13 protein-coding genes are annotated in these 14,232 nt (G+C 45.6%); 9 read left to right on the forward strand and 4 right to left on the reverse strand.

Annotated elements, in window-relative coordinates:
• Window positions 1–176 precede the first annotated feature (176 nt).
• Entirely contained in the window at window positions 177–479 is a 303-nt protein-coding gene (locus CAG58_RS15230; RefSeq protein WP_158144365.1) for a PTS fructose transporter subunit IIB, read from the forward strand.
• Window positions 464–1,255 (forward strand): PTS sugar transporter subunit IIA, encoded by a 792-nt coding sequence (locus tag CAG58_RS15235; RefSeq protein ID WP_161426371.1) that lies wholly within the window; start codon window positions 464–466, stop codon window positions 1,253–1,255. The genes CAG58_RS15230 and CAG58_RS15235 overlap by 16 nt, the downstream gene beginning before the upstream one ends.
• Here CAG58_RS15235 and CAG58_RS15240 read toward each other — a convergent pair.
• Window positions 1,249–2,097: a helix-turn-helix transcriptional regulator gene (locus CAG58_RS15240; RefSeq protein WP_158137700.1), complete on the reverse strand. Its 849-nt coding sequence runs from the start codon at window positions 2,095–2,097 to the stop codon at window positions 1,249–1,251. The two genes, CAG58_RS15235 and CAG58_RS15240, sit on opposite strands and share 7 nt — an antisense overlap.
• 286 nt (window positions 2,098–2,383) lie before the next feature.
• Between CAG58_RS15240 and CAG58_RS15245 the strand changes: the two genes are divergently transcribed.
• From CAG58_RS15245 to CAG58_RS15255, 3 genes are all read left to right on the forward strand, one after another.
• A complete protein-coding gene (locus tag CAG58_RS15245; RefSeq protein ID WP_161426136.1) occupies window positions 2,384–4,285 on the forward strand; it encodes a PTS fructose transporter subunit IIABC in 1,902 nt (633 codons plus the stop codon).
• A gap of 250 nt (window positions 4,286–4,535) precedes the next feature.
• On the forward strand, window positions 4,536–5,735 hold the full coding sequence (manA, locus tag CAG58_RS15250; protein ID WP_161426135.1) for a mannose-6-phosphate isomerase, class I: 1,200 nt from the start codon (window positions 4,536–4,538) through the stop codon (window positions 5,733–5,735).
• A 249-nt stretch (window positions 5,736–5,984) separates the two neighbouring features.
• On the forward strand, window positions 5,985–7,835 hold the full coding sequence (locus CAG58_RS15255; protein WP_161426134.1) for a 5'-nucleotidase C-terminal domain-containing protein: 1,851 nt from the start codon (window positions 5,985–5,987) through the stop codon (window positions 7,833–7,835).
• A 229-nt stretch (window positions 7,836–8,064) separates the two neighbouring features.
• On the opposite strand, the gene zntR is transcribed toward CAG58_RS15255, so the two are convergent.
• Window positions 8,065–8,463, reverse strand: a complete 399-nt coding sequence (zntR, locus tag CAG58_RS15260) for a Zn(2+)-responsive transcriptional regulator (protein WP_161429728.1) — start codon at window positions 8,461–8,463, stop codon at window positions 8,065–8,067.
• Between the two features lie 21 nt (window positions 8,464–8,484).
• Here zntR and CAG58_RS17175 point away from each other — a divergent pair, with 21 nt between their 5' ends.
• The 3 genes from CAG58_RS17175 to purD are packed head-to-tail and all read left to right on the forward strand — an operon-like array spanning window position 8,485 to window position 11,669.
• The gene (locus CAG58_RS17175; RefSeq protein WP_233268193.1) at window positions 8,485–8,781 is read left to right on the forward strand and encodes a hypothetical protein; all 297 of its coding nucleotides are present in this window, start codon (window positions 8,485–8,487) and stop codon (window positions 8,779–8,781) included.
• Window positions 8,735–10,327: a bifunctional phosphoribosylaminoimidazolecarboxamide formyltransferase/IMP cyclohydrolase gene (purH, locus tag CAG58_RS15270; protein ID WP_161426346.1), complete on the forward strand. Its 1,593-nt coding sequence runs from the start codon at window positions 8,735–8,737 to the stop codon at window positions 10,325–10,327. Before CAG58_RS17175 ends, purH begins: the two co-directional genes overlap by 47 nt.
• Window positions 10,328–10,379: 52 nt before the next feature.
• A complete protein-coding gene (gene purD / locus CAG58_RS15275; protein ID WP_161426345.1) occupies window positions 10,380–11,669 on the forward strand; it encodes a phosphoribosylamine--glycine ligase in 1,290 nt (429 codons plus the stop codon).
• 133 nt (window positions 11,670–11,802) lie between these two features.
• Here purD and CAG58_RS15280 read toward each other — a convergent pair whose 3' ends face one another.
• A complete protein-coding gene (locus CAG58_RS15280) occupies window positions 11,803–12,492 on the reverse strand; it encodes a DUF1481 domain-containing protein (protein ID WP_154169404.1) in 690 nt (229 codons plus the stop codon).
• Window positions 12,493–12,532: 40 nt separating this feature from the next.
• Window positions 12,533–12,805 (reverse strand): nucleoid-associated protein HU-alpha, encoded by a 273-nt coding sequence (gene hupA, locus CAG58_RS15285; protein ID WP_004397369.1) that lies wholly within the window; start codon window positions 12,803–12,805, stop codon window positions 12,533–12,535.
• Window positions 12,806–13,160: 355 nt separating this feature from the next.
• On the opposite strand from hupA, the gene CAG58_RS15290 reads away from it, so the two are divergent.
• Entirely contained in the window at window positions 13,161–14,231 is a 1,071-nt protein-coding gene (locus tag CAG58_RS15290) for a CNNM domain-containing protein (RefSeq protein ID WP_161426344.1), read from the forward strand.
• Window position 14,232: the final 1 nt, after the last annotated feature.

The raw sequence follows: 14,232 nt of genomic DNA on the forward strand, positions 1-14,232 counted from the left end.
CATCTGAAATAGCGCACTAACTCTGCCCCTCTTTCCTCGGCTGCACGGTTTAGCGTGCAATCGAGGAAACCTCAAAAGTCATTACATCACCATAAAACGGTTATGGATAAAGCTGGGGAAGAGCACTAAAAGTGTTTATGATAAACTCTCCAACCACCACTATTGAGGCAAAGAGAGTGAAGATCATTGCGGTAACGGCGTGCCCCACAGGGATAGCTCACACTTATATGGCGGCGGAAGCACTGCGTAAAGAAGCCACGAAACGCAACATCACCATCAAAATCGAAACCCAAGGCGCAATGGGCATTGAAAATCCGCTCACCCTTCATGACATCATGCATGCCGATCGTCGACTGATCGTCTCTGATATTGAGATAGATGAAAAAGAACGCTTCAAAGGCTGCGAAACCCTGACATTTTCAATTGAAGAAGTGCTGACCAATGTGCAACTTGTTATCGATCGGTGTTTAAAGTCTTAATGATGGTCAGTCGGATTAGTTTTATCCTTGAGGGAAATGGCTTTACAGCTTGGCAGCTCCATCAAATCAAGCAATTAACGAGTTACTTTCGCTCGATGTTTGTTTTATACAATATTACTCGCGATCAACAAGCAACGCTGAGTGATACTCTTCATGTATTAAGTATTGGCAGTTGTCGACATGATGTTTGCCAAATTGCGATTGAAGGGCTAGATGCCGAACTGGCTTGCATGGTGCTCACGGAATATCTACGCCAACATACAACGCTCTTTGCTAGCTCACATACCAAAAACGCATCGGCAGAAGCCATCTTGGCCAACCACTCAACGTTTAGTTTACCCTTTACCATACAATGGCACAGCTTATTAAAGGCTGAATTCGCTAATCAAAAAGACTGCTTACACTATATTGCCCAGCAAGCCAATTCTGCTGATGAGTCAGCGTTAATCCGTCAGCTCCTTGCCAGAGAAGCGATTGCCGCCACAACACTACCGCCGAGTATTGCGCTACCTCATGTTATTAGTGAACACATATCAACACCTTATCTTTGTGTACTCACGTTAGATCAAGCGATTAATTGGGGGAGTACACAGGCAGAGACCCGATTCATTATTGGTTTAATTTTACCAAAGCGGAATCCCATCAAAAAAGAAGAAATCATGGCCGCCACTCGATTAACACGCTGGCTGATTGAGAGCCACCACCAACAATTGCTTTTTCAGCAACCCAACGAAGCCCATTTAAAAGGTCTTTTGTTACATATCATGGCTCATTGAATACGCGCCCGATATTGAGATGGCGTCATCCCTGTACGCTCTTTAAAGACACGGAAAAAATAGTTCACATCTTGAAAGCCACACCGAGTGGCCACTTCATGCAGACGAAAATGATATTTTTTAAGCATAAATTTCGCGCGTTCCATGCGTACCCAAGTCAAATAATCCACTAACGTCATATGCCCCTGCTGTCGAAAAAGGCGCGATAAATGGTTGGGGGAAATATTAAACCGTTGCGCAATACTATCTCGAGTGATCGTGCGGTGAAAATTCTCCTGGATATAGATGCAGATACCCTGATAAAGATCTTCTCCACGCTTTTTCGGCGCACCTTGTGAAGGCTCAAGAATTCGTAACGTATAGGCAAGCAGAGCACATAACAAATGCTCATCGATCGGCGACTTTTTAGGTTCCCTAGCGATGGCATTTAAGCTTTCTAAAATATTGTCCATTGCATAACCAGTCCGAGTTTTGATACTGAATTTTTGGACATCGTAAAATCCGCTCTCTCCTTGACGTTTCGCAACAAAACTAAAGCCTAATTGTCGTCGACCAAATAATAGACTTAATACTGAGCACTCTTCTTGCCAATCGGGTTTATTCCAACAGTTGGGCGGAATATAAAGCGCATCCCCTGTAAAAATATCTACAGATTCAATGCCATGCACATCATCTTCGATCAAATTACGATAGCACCCTTTCAGCACGAGCTCTAAGCGAGGGAAATTGACCTGATAGCTAAAAGCAGGCGGCGTGTGATGATCACCAGCAAACCAAATTCTCTGGCCCTGCTCCCTCTCCGCCAAAATGGCTTCAATAATGTGACTGAATACCTGACTCATAGGCTACTCGAATAATGAAACAATAATCCTATTGTTTATTTTATTTAATGCGTTAAATTTCGCAGATACATTAAAAACAAAGAGAGAAACGACATTAAATAACTGTTTTATAAAAAATTAATACCATTAGACAATAAGAATATAACTATCAATAAAAATGGATTTGGATCACAGTTAATCAATGAAGTTACAATAATCCAGTAAATGTATTTTTAGGAGACTATAGCCGATCACTCTCTAGGTGCAAAATGTGACGACTAAAACAACATCTAGGTAAGGGAAAAACATGATCACTGAACTGATTAATCAACAGTTGATTAAGCTCGACCTTTCTGCGACCGATAAAAATGGCGTGCTGGAAGAGCTGGTCGAAATACTGGCGTCACAAGGACGTCTGTCTGATAAACAGCAATTTTTAGCCGATATTCATGCCCGAGAAGCGCTCGGTAATACTGGCTTTGAAGAAGGGGTTGCCATTCCACACGCGAAAAGTGCAGCAGTAATCCACCCAGCACTAGTGATCGGCGTCAGTCGTCAAGGGATCGATTATGGCGCAGAAGATGGCCTGCCCTCACAATTGTTTTTTATGATTGCCTCCCCCGATGGCGGTGACAATCACCATATTGAGGTGCTCGCTGAACTGTCCTCAAAACTGATTGAAGAAGGGTTTATTGAACGCTTTCTCGATGCTAAAACCGAGCAACAAGCTCTTGAACTGCTACTCGCCAAATCTCAACCTACCACCAGCATAACCGCCGATAAAGGCTTTCTGATTGGCGTCACTGGCTGCCCGGCTGGCGTTGCTCATACCTATTTGGCGGCCGAAGCGTTAGAAAAAGGCGCAGCCGAATTAGGCTATACGATTAAAGTTGAAACCAACGGCTCGATAGGGGTTAAAAATAGCCCATCGGCGGAGGAAATCGCTCGCGCGGAGGCGATCATTGTCGCTTGCGATAAGCAGGTCGATCTTTTGCGTTTTGCTGGTAAAAAACTGATTGAAACCGGTGTAAAAGAGCCGATTCGTAATAGCAAAGCCTTGATTGAGCGAGCCTTAGAAGCCCCTCATTATCAAGCGGATACTCGTGGTCATCATTCTCAAGATAATAAGAGTAAAGCATCGCAAGCACGCTCCGACCTGTATCGTTATTTAATGAATGGGGTATCACACATGATCCCCTTTGTCGTCACGGGCGGTCTACTGATCGCATTATCGTTAGCGATTGGTGGCCAACCTACCGAAGCTGGCATGGCGATTCCTGCCGATAGCATGTGGAATAAGGTGCTGGATGTCGGCGTTGTCGCCTTCACCTTAATGATCCCTATTTTAGCAGGTTATATCGCCTATGCGATTGCCGATCGCCCAGCGTTAACGCCCGGTTTGATTGGTGGTTGGATCGCCAATAATGGTTCTTTTTATGGCGCAGAAGCGGGCACTGGCTTTATCGGAGCGATCATTGCGGGCTTATTGGTCGGTTACTTTGTGAAATGGCTCACCAGCATTCACTACCATAAGTTTATTCAACCTTTAGTACCCATCATGATCGCCCCCATCGTCGGCTCCCTATTCATTTCCGGCTTATTTATCTTTATTATTGGCGCTCCTATTGCCAGTTTGATGGACAGCTTAACGGCGCTTTTAACCTCCATGAGTACAGGTAACGTCGTATTATTGGGTATTGTTCTTGGCGGCATGGCAGGTTTTGATATGGGTGGGCCTTTTAATAAAGTGGCTTTCCTCTTCTCCGTGGGAATGATCGCCAGTGGTCAAACGCAATTTATGGGCGCAATGGCTTGTGCGATTCCGGTTGCACCACTGGGTATGGGTCTGGCAACCGTATTAGGACGTAAATTGAATCTGTTTGAAGCGTCTGAAATTGAAGCCGGAAAAGCAGCGGGCGCAATGGGGTTGGTCGGCATTTCTGAAGGGGCAATTCCTTTTGCCGCGCAAGATCCGATGTCGGTGATCCCAGCTAACGTGATCGGCTCGATGGTTGCCGCGGTGATGGCCTTTTCTTTTGGCATCACCAATAGCGTTGCACATGGAGGCCCCGTTGTTGCGCTACTTGGCGCGATGAATAAGCCCCTACTAGCCATTATTTGTATGTTAGCTGGTACACTGGTCACCGCGATTGTCTGCCTTAGCCTGAAAAAAATGCGTCACTCGCAACGCTTAGCGGCCGCGGTTTAGCTTTTTAAAACTGATTCTCACGATGGTTAGGCCTCATTACTGGCATCAATCATCCACTGAATCGAGCAATAACAAAGAATCTCGGCGAGTGAAACCGTTGAACGCTCCACCAGCATAACCAGTAATCAATGATAGAATGTGGTTAAGTTTTCTTAACCACATTCATCACATTTAAACCACCAGCAAAAGCAACACCATCAGTTGTACTTCTGTTTCATCCCAGGAGTTTTTTTTCATAGGATTCAAACCAATGAGTGATATCGAGACTAAGCCTTTCTTTTTAATGAGTAATACCATTCAGCATTATGCTTGGGGTAGTATTGATTCATTCTCCCAGCTTTTTGAGATAGCGAACCCTCAGCAACAACCCCAAGCCGAATTATGGATGGGGGCGCATCCTAACGGTTGCTCACGGGTAGAATACCAAGGTCAACCGACACTCCTCAGTGAATTGATTGCTAGCGATCCCGTGTCTTTTTTGTCCGCTCATACCACACAAACCTTTGGCGAACTTCCCTATCTTTTTAAAATACTCGCCGCAGAGCAAGCGCTCTCAATTCAAGTTCACCCGAGTAAATCAGAAGCCGAGCAAGGCTTTGCCAAAGAAAATGCGGCGCAAATACCGCTCACCGCTGCTCACCGTAATTACAAAGATCCCAATCATAAACCTGAATTGGTGTACGCACTGACCGACTATCAAGCGATGAACGGCTTTCGGCCGATAAACGAGATTGTTGAACACTTTCAACGGTTAGCGATTGAGCCTTTACAGCCTTTGCTTGAACACCTAGAACAACATCAAACGGAAGCCGGACTGGAAAGGTTTTTTACCGAGCTGTTATCATTCTCGGGTTCGGAAAAACAAGTGGCCATCGAACAACTCATCGCTTATGCACAGACACATCATGAACATGCTCTTTGCCAACTGATTATCCGGCTGTCAGAAACCTATCCGCATGACATTGGTTTATTTGCCCCACTGATACTCAATGTTCTGACCTTAAAGCCTGGGCAAGCGATGTATCTTGATGCTCGAACCCCTCATGCGTACCTGAAAGGCACCGGATTAGAAATTATGGCCAATTCGGATAATGTATTACGGGCTGGATTAACCCCTAAACATATCGACATTACAGAGTTGGCGAAATGCACACAATTTGCCGAAAAACCGGCCTCAACGTTACTTTTCACCCCTCAAGTCACGGATGACGTTTTACTCTTTGCGGTGCCCGTCGCCGATTTTAAATTTGCCATTTACCCGCAGCCGAACCAGTGCTTAGTCAACGTCTCTAGTGCAGAAATTCTGCTCGCGATTGATCATGACGCCACCTTAACCGCCGCTGATGGACAAAGTATTACCATCCATAAAGGGCAATCGGTGTTTATCCCTGCTTATACCGAGCACTACCAGTTAAGTTCTTTAGGCCGAGTGGCTAAGGCGTATAATTAAAGCAAAAAATAATAGTGATACCCATCTCCCTGCCAACACATACAGTTAACTTATTAATTTATTTGTAAAAAAGGCACAGTAAATCGATTACATTCACATACTTGGTGAATCTCGGCCCCTATCATCATTGAAATTTATTTATGGATATAAGCCGTTCATCTTGTTCTTCACTTTGAGCAATAAAACGTTAATCAATCCTTCATTATGATTGAGTAGACTGATGACTCTACAGGAAAAAGAGGTAACACCATGATATTTCGAAATAAGACACTATTGACGTGTGCGATTGTTGCTGGCTTGGCGGGTTGTAACAATAGCGATGATAAGGGGTTAACGCTTACAATCGCTCATATTAACGACCACCATTCAAAGTTGGATGCAAATAGCAATATGGTCTTAACTCTCCCTAATGCGGATGGTGTTGAGACTTCGGTACGTAATGATATCGGTGGTTACGCCAAGCTGGTTACTCAGTTTAAACAGCTTGAGGCGAAACATAAAAATTTACTAAAACTGCACGCTGGCGATGCAATTACCGGTACTATGTTTTATAGCTTGTTTCGTGAGGAATTGCCTGATGCCTTAATGATGAATCAAGTCTGTTTTGATGCTTTCGCATTAGGTAACCACGAGTTTGATGATGGAAACCAATCTTTAGCCCATTTTTTGGATAAGCTTGCCGAGGGAACATGCAATACACATGTTTTAGCGGCCAATATTGAAGTGCCAAACGATAATCCGATAGCAGGTAAATATCAGCCTTATCAAGTTTATGAATTCGACGGGCATCAGGTTGGCGTGATTGGTATTGATATATCCAGTAAAACTCAAGCATCTTCCTCTCCATCGAAAGATACGGTTTTCCTTAACGAAGCCGAAACAGCGCAGAGATATATCAATACATTAAAAGCCAAGGGTGTTAATAAAATCATACTGTTAACGCATCAAACTTATCAAAATGATCTGGCCATGGCCGCGAAATTAACTGATGTGGATGTGATCGTCGGTGGCGATAGTCACACCTTGCTAGGCCATGCACAGCGTTTGAATTCGGTCGGTTTTTCTCCAGCGGGGGATTATCCAACCAAGGTGACTAATGCTGATGGCCATACCACCTGTATCGTACAAGCGTGGGATAACAGCAAAGCGGTAGGAGAGTTAACGGTTGAGTTTACAGCGAGTGGTGAAGTGAAAAACTGCTTTGGTCAGCCGCATATTCTACTCAGTCAACAGTTTAAAAATAGTGATCGAACACCAGCTCCTTTTTCTGATATCGAAAACCAAGCTTTTGTTCTAGCAGCCAAAGCCATCCCTGAGTTGACATTGGTTGAGGATGATGTGGCGACAGCAGCTTTATTAAAGAACTTTGCCGATGAGATTGACACCAAAAAAGCAACCATTATCAATAGCAGTAACAGTAAGTTATGTAATGAGCGTGTACCCGGTAGTAATCATGGCTCAGGCAGTTTATGTGGTCCTGGTACACCAGAGCGTAACTTCATCAATAAACATGGCAGTGTGATGGCACATATTGTCTCTAAAGCTTTTATGGATCTTTCCTTGCGTGCGGATATTGCGATTCAAAATACTGGTGGCGTACGTACGAGTATTGATGAAGGCAATGTGAGTGTTGGTAACGCCTTTGATGTTTTACCGTTCAGTAATTTCCTCGTTAACTTAGAAATGACGGGGCAAGAGATCATCGCTACGTTGGAAGATGCAATAGATAACGTTGTCGCCAATAACTCATCTGGTGCATTCCCTGCGGCGGCCAACCTGCGTTTTAATGTCGATATGAACGCCGAAAAAGGTCAACGCGTCACTAACGTGGAAGCGCGTCGCCGTGATGATAGCGATTGGCAGCCTATCGATACCAACTCGGTTTACGTTGTTGTCACTAATGATTTTATTGCTCAAGGTGGCGACCGTTATGACACGATGAAGCCTATCTATGAAGACGATGCGCGTCGTGAAGATACAGGTTTGCTTTATACCGACTCGTTGATTAATTACATCACTAAATTAGGGGAAGTAAATATCGCCCTCGAATTGCCGGCCGCTGAAGAGATGCCTCTACAAAGCTTTATTGCTCAACAGTGAATTGGCTTTGTTGCGTAAACTAAATCGATGGAACTAAGTCAAGAGGCTGCGATCTAACCAGCTACATTACGTCGTAGCCTCATGCCTAAAATACGTTACAAAACTGATAACTGGAAGCTGGCCAAATAACACAAACATAGGGAAGCCCCATCGCTTGAGTGAGCAGGGGTGGTACTGTTTCTAAGTTAAATTGCGCAACAAAACCACTAAAAATGCAAACTCAGGTTGGTTATTCCAACGCCGCTAAAATGGAACAGTGACTGGCATCATCATCGGTGTCACCACAGCAGGCATCATTGATCTTCTTTAATGCGATGCGAATACGCGTTAACTCAGCAATTTTCTCATCAATTAACGTCAGTTTCGCGCTGGTGATCGATTTCACTTCAGCGCAGCTGTGTTCGGTCGCTTCAAGCTTAATTTCCAGTAATTCTTTAATTTCGTCCAAACTCAAGCCCAGTGCTTTAGCTTTTAAAATAAAGCTCACTTGGCGCTGATTCGCCTCACTGTACAAGCGATAACCCGATTCTCTACGCCCCGCAGGCTTGATTAAACCGTTTTTCTCATAAAAACGTAGGGTATCGCTCGATACGCCACAACGCTTAGCTAACTCGCCGATCTGAAACATTGATTTTCCTCCGTAAAGCCAATGGATTTTTTACTTGAAAAAATGACTTTTAACGATTATTTTCCTCATGCCAAACGATTGCGCAAGACCTTTAACCAGAATTTGGCTAGAATATGCGCCATCTTCACACAAGAACAACGCTCATCATCGGCGCATGACATTACCGTGCTTGGGATGAGAAGGCGCTTTGTGGTAAAACATTTTGATTATACCCAAGTTATCCGTGATTGCTTGGGCAAATACACTCCATCAATGAAAGGAAAGTGGAAGCATGAACAACGCTCGCCCTATTCGCCGCGCTCTGATCAGCGTCTCTGATAAAACGGGTATTCTTGAATTCGCTCAAGCACTTGCAGAACGTGACGTAGAACTTCTCTCAACGGGCGGCACCGCTCGCCTTTTAGCCGAGCATGGCCTCACTGTGACAGAAGTGTCTGATTATACTGGCTTTCCAGAAATGATGGATGGACGCGTAAAAACGTTACACCCGAAAGTGCATGGCGGAATCTTAGGCCGTCGTGGTCAAGATGACGCCATCATGGCAGAACATGGCATTCAACCAATCGATATGGTGGTGGTAAACCTGTATCCCTTTGCTGATACCGTTACGAAAGCCGGTTGCACATTAGCCGATGCGGTTGAGAACATCGACATTGGTGGGCCAACCATGGTGCGTTCTGCGGCGAAAAACCATCAAGACGTAACGATCGTGGTCAATGCCCACGACTACTCACGTGTGATTGCAGAAATGGATGCTAACGACAACGCTCTAACTCTAGATACCCGTTTCGATCTCACCATTGCTGCTTTTGAACATACCGCCGCTTACGATGGCATGATCGCCAACTACTTCGGCACGCGGGTTCCCTCTTATGGCGACAATCAAGAAGGGGATGAGGACTCCAAGTTCCCAAGAACTTTTAATGCGCAGTTCATCAAAAAACAAGACATGCGCTACGGCGAAAACAGCCATCAAGCGGCAGCGTTTTATGTAGAAGCTCACCCACAAGAAGCCTCAGTCGCGACCGCGCGTCAAATTCAAGGCAAAGCATTGTCGTACAACAATATTGCCGATACCGACGCTGCGCTTGAATGTGTGAAAGAATTCGCTGAACCCGCGTGTGTGATTGTCAAACACGCGAATCCATGCGGTGTCGCCTTAGGTAGCGATATTCTTCAAGCCTACCAGCGCGCTTATCAAACCGATCCAACCTCAGCCTTTGGTGGCATTATTGCTTTTAACCGCGAGCTCGATGCGGACACAGCAACGGCAATTATTGAACGCCAATTTATCGAAGTGATCATCGCTCCAAGCGTTTCTGAGCAAGCGGCTGAGATTATCGCGGCGAAAAAGAATGTTCGCTTACTGGCGAGCGGTGAATGGTCGAGTAAAACCACTGGTTTCGATCTCAAACGAGTTAACGGTGGCTTGTTGGTACAAGATCGCGACCAAGGTATGGTTACTGTTGATGATCTTAATGTTGTTACCACTCGTCAACCGACGGAAGAAGAGCTTAAAGATGCACTGTTCTGTTGGAAAGTCGCGAAATACGTTAAATCGAACGCGATTGTTTACGCCAAAGGAGATATGACCATCGGTGTCGGCGCAGGACAAATGAGCCGGGTGTATTCGGCTAAAATCGCCGGTATTAAAGCTGCTGACGAAGGTTTGCAAGTCGAAGGCTGCGTAATGGCTTCTGATGCTTTCTTCCCTTTCCGTGACGGAATCGATGCAGCAGCCCAAGCGGGAATCAAGTGTGTCATTCAACCCGGTGGTTCCATGCGCGATGATGAAGTGATTGCTGCCGCCAATGAACACGGAATGGCAATGATCTTTACCGGAATGCGTCATTTCCGTCATTGATTTAGGTTCTAGGCTCTAGGTCCTAGAGCCTTTAAAATTTAAGGAAGTCATTATGCAAGTTCTCGTTATTGGTTCTGGTGGCCGTGAGCACGCTCTGGGTTGGAAAGTCGCACAGAATCATCAAGTTGAAACCGTCTTTGTCGCTCCGGGTAATGCGGGGACCGCGCTTGAACCTAAGCTAGAAAACGTCAATATTGCCGTAGAAGATATTGCCGGTTTAGTCGCCTTTGCTCAGCAAAAAAACATTGCCCTCACCATTGTTGGCCCTGAAATCCCTCTCGTGCTTGGCGTGGTTGATGCATTCCGTGACGCGGGACTAGCGATTTTCGGCCCCACTCAAGCGGCGGCACAATTAGAAGGTTCAAAAGCCTTTACCAAAGATTTTCTCGCTCGCCATAATATTCCGACGGCCGCTTACGCTAACTTTACCGAGATTGAGCCAGCGCTGGCTTATGTACGTGAACAAGGCGCACCGATCGTCGTCAAAGCCGATGGTCTGGCGGCGGGTAAAGGGGTCATTGTTGCGATGACGCTGCAAGAAGCTGAAGACGCCATCCAAGATATGTTGGCGGATAATAGCTTTGGCGAGGCGGGCAGCCGCGTCGTCATTGAAGAGTTTCTCGATGGCGAAGAAGCCAGTTTTATCGTCATGGTCGATGGTAAAAATGTACTGCCGATGGCCACCAGCCAAGATCATAAACGCGTTGGTGATGCTGATACTGGCCCAAATACTGGCGGAATGGGCGCTTACTCTCCTGCCCCGGTCGTCACTCAAGACGTACACGATCGTGTGATGCGTGAAGTGATTTACCCCACTGTGCGCGGCATGGCAGCGGAAGGTAATCCTTACACAGGTTTTCTCTACGCGGGATTGATGATTGATGCTCAAGGCACACCGAAAGTAATTGAATACAATTGCCGCTTTGGTGATCCTGAAACCCAACCGATTATGATGCGACTGCAATCAGATTTGGTTGAGCTGTGCTTAGCGGCGCTGGATGGCAAACTTGATCAAGTAGAATCGAAATGGGATCCACGTGCATCGATTGGCATTGTGCTTGCCGCTGGTGGTTACCCAGCCGATTATCGTAAAGGAGATGTAATTTCTGGTTTGCCGACGCAAGAAGTCGCTGGAGAGAAAGTCTTCCACGCTGGTACCAGTGATCAATCAGGTGCTGTGGTGACCAACGGGGGACGAGTATTATGCGCCACGGCATTAGGAGAAAGCGTCTCCCAAGCTCAGCAGCGCGCTTATCAGCTCGCTCAGCAAATAGAGTGGCAAGGCATGTTCTATCGTCATGATATTGGCTACCGAGCGATTGCTCGTGAGCAAGCAAAGTAGGCGTTACTACTCTTACTGATGACTCGGTCATCACCAAAAAAGCCGCATAAGCGGCTTTTTTGATTTTCTCGCGGCTATCTCAATCGAGCATCTCTACCGTTTGTCTGGTTATCTTGTCTGGTTATCGAGCAATTTAATCGGCATCAATCAGTGCTGGTTGAGTCATGCAACCTCTGTCAGGCTCTGCCACTGATAACACGCTGTCGACTTGCAACTGAGCACTGCTTACTCGACCCAACAAGGCAACATAATGAGGAGTTTTCAAACGTTCCATCACATGCTCTGGCGTTGTCAACGGCCAAAGCACTTGCGAAAAACGACGTCCGGTACAGCTGGTTAAGCTTTGTCCGTCCCACACGCCTTGATATAAAGACCAGCCTTGACGCGCTTGCTGCTTGCTCATTTCAACCAGTTGCTGAGCTTGCTGCAAATACTCACTACGTTGCTCTAAGTTTAGCGGCAGCACTTTACCATCGACACGAAATTGCTGATAAACCGCTTCGCCTTGTTGGTTAAAACGCACATGTACGCGGTAAGGGACCAATTGCGCGCCTCTTAGCTGCATGCCTTCGCGGACCACTTCACGCACAGAACCAGACTCCCAGCGATAATTGGTTTGATACCAGCCGTAGTCGCCCATTAGTACCTGATCAGCACCATGAGCCGGACGATTTTGATATTCGGTATACCAATAGAAATGCGTCGCATCGCCCATCGTTTGACCACCGACATAGTCATTACGTTGATCAAGATTGGCATGAGGAACAGAAGAAGCACAGCCGATAAGAAGCAGGGTAAGAAGAAGTGAGAGGAATTTTTTCATGATAGAGACGCCGAGATAGAATATCTCGGCGTAGTATAAATTACTTCAATGAATCTTTCAGTGCTTTCCCGGCAACAAATGCTGGAACATTAGCGGCTGAAATTTGGATCTCTTCACCGGTTTTTGGATTACGGCCAGTACGCGCCGCACGGTGATTAACTTTAAATGTACCAAAACCAATTAGTTGAACTTGGTCGCCCTCTTTAAGTGCACCTTCAACCGCACCAAGAGTCGCTTCAAGAGCAGCTTTAGCCTGTACTTTAGAAAGATCTGCTTTCTCTGCAATAAAGTCGATTAATTGGGTCTTGTTCATTAGGTTTCCCTTCTTATAGGTTATCAAATCGAACCCACTCTAAAACATAAATGCCCTATCTGGCAAAGGTTTGTCGTATCCGTTGTGCTTCTCTGACGTACTTTTAACCATAATATGAGTATTCACTCACAATTTACTGTATTTTCAAGCCTCGCCTGACCTTGTTTTAACCTACTAGCGCCTTTATTTATAGACAAAGACGATCAAACTCTCTACTGATTGGATACCCATAACTTGGAATAGTCAGCCAGTAGCAATGAACAAGAATCTTGACCTTGAAGTGAACAAGTATAGCGATATAGAGTAGCTATACTGTGTCAATAATCCGGAAAATGAACCTATTATTAAGGCTGTTATGCTGCTATTAAGCTTATACGTGACTATCGCGATTGGCGTTTCTTTTATTTGCTCCGTATTAGAGGCTGTACTGCTCAGTATCACTCCAAGCTACCTAGCTCAATTACGACAGCAAGATCACCCAAGTGCTGAAAAACTCTCGCTGATAAAAGCAGATATTGATCGCCCGTTAGCCTCAATCCTCACTTTAAATACCATCGCCCACACCGTCGGGGCAGCAAGTGCTGGTGCTCAGGCAAGCCTTGTTTTTGGTAACCAGTGGCTGGGATTATTTTCGGCATTGCTAACCTTAGCTATCTTAGTCTTATCTGAGATTATCCCCAAAACCTTGGGTGCCACCTATTGGCGTCAATTAGCGCCTATCTCTGCCAATGTATTGCATTGGATGATTTGGGCTTTAAGCCCCTTCATTTGGTTTTCACAACAGATCACAAAACGTTTAGCCCCTCAGCAACCATCGATAAAATTGCGTGATGAACTCTCCGCGATGGCATTAATGGCTAATGAAAGTGGCGAGTTAGCCGAAGGAGAGTCGAAAATACTCAACAATCTGCTCTCTATTAGCGATGTTCCCGTCACTCAAGTCATGACACCGCGAACGGTACTTTTCAGAGTCAGTGCCGATATGAGCATTGATGAGTTTTTGCATGAACATAGTGACACACCATTTTCACGACCACTGATTTATAGCGGAGAGACAGATAATGTGATTGGTTTTGTACACAGACTAGAGCTATTCAAATGGCAACAAAACCATCAAGGCGCTCAAAAGCTCGGTAATGTGATGCGCCCGTTGCATGTTGTACTTAACACACAAACCTTACCGAAAGCGTTTGATCAGATGATGAAAAAACGTCAGCAGCTCGCGTTAGTCGTCGATGAATATGGCAGCGTGCAAGGCTTGCTAACCCTAGAAGATGTGTTTGAACACCTTGTCGGTGAAGAGATCCTTGACGAAGCAGACAAAGTCACCGACATGCAGCAATTAGCGACTGAACGCTGGGAACAATGGAAACAGGCTCATGGTGTTATTGAAAGCCGAGACGAGGATGAGCCAAATAGCCGCTAAC

The sequence above is a fragment of the Vibrio sp. V31_P5A7T61 genome (assembly GCF_009904895.1).
In the GTDB taxonomy this organism is placed as follows: Bacteria; Pseudomonadota; Gammaproteobacteria; order Enterobacterales; family Vibrionaceae; genus Vibrio; species Vibrio metschnikovii.

Bases quoted from the DNA above. Each gene is read 5' to 3' on its own strand.
- CAG58_RS15240 (WP_158137700.1), bottom strand. From the start codon at position 2,097: ATGAGTCAGGTATTCAGTCACATTATTGAAGCCATTTTGGCGGAGAGG.
- CAG58_RS15245 (WP_161426136.1), top strand. From the start codon at position 2,384: ATGATCACTGAACTGATTAATCAACAGTTGATTAAGCTCGACCTTTCT.
- manA (WP_161426135.1), top strand. From the start codon at position 4,536: ATGAGTGATATCGAGACTAAGCCTTTCTTTTTAATGAGTAATACCATT.
- CAG58_RS15255 (WP_161426134.1), top strand. From the start codon at position 5,985: ATGATATTTCGAAATAAGACACTATTGACGTGTGCGATTGTTGCTGGC.
- zntR (WP_161429728.1), bottom strand. From the start codon at position 8,463: ATGTTTCAGATCGGCGAGTTAGCTAAGCGTTGTGGCGTATCGAGCGAT.
- CAG58_RS17175 (WP_233268193.1), top strand. From the start codon at position 8,485: ATGGATTTTTTACTTGAAAAAATGACTTTTAACGATTATTTTCCTCAT.
- purH (WP_161426346.1), top strand. From the start codon at position 8,735: ATGAACAACGCTCGCCCTATTCGCCGCGCTCTGATCAGCGTCTCTGAT.
- purD (WP_161426345.1), top strand. From the start codon at position 10,380: ATGCAAGTTCTCGTTATTGGTTCTGGTGGCCGTGAGCACGCTCTGGGT.
- CAG58_RS15280 (WP_154169404.1), bottom strand. From the start codon at position 12,492: ATGAAAAAATTCCTCTCACTTCTTCTTACCCTGCTTCTTATCGGCTGT.
- hupA (WP_004397369.1), bottom strand. From the start codon at position 12,805: ATGAACAAGACCCAATTAATCGACTTTATTGCAGAGAAAGCAGATCTT.
- CAG58_RS15290 (WP_161426344.1), top strand. From the start codon at position 13,161: ATGCTGCTATTAAGCTTATACGTGACTATCGCGATTGGCGTTTCTTTT.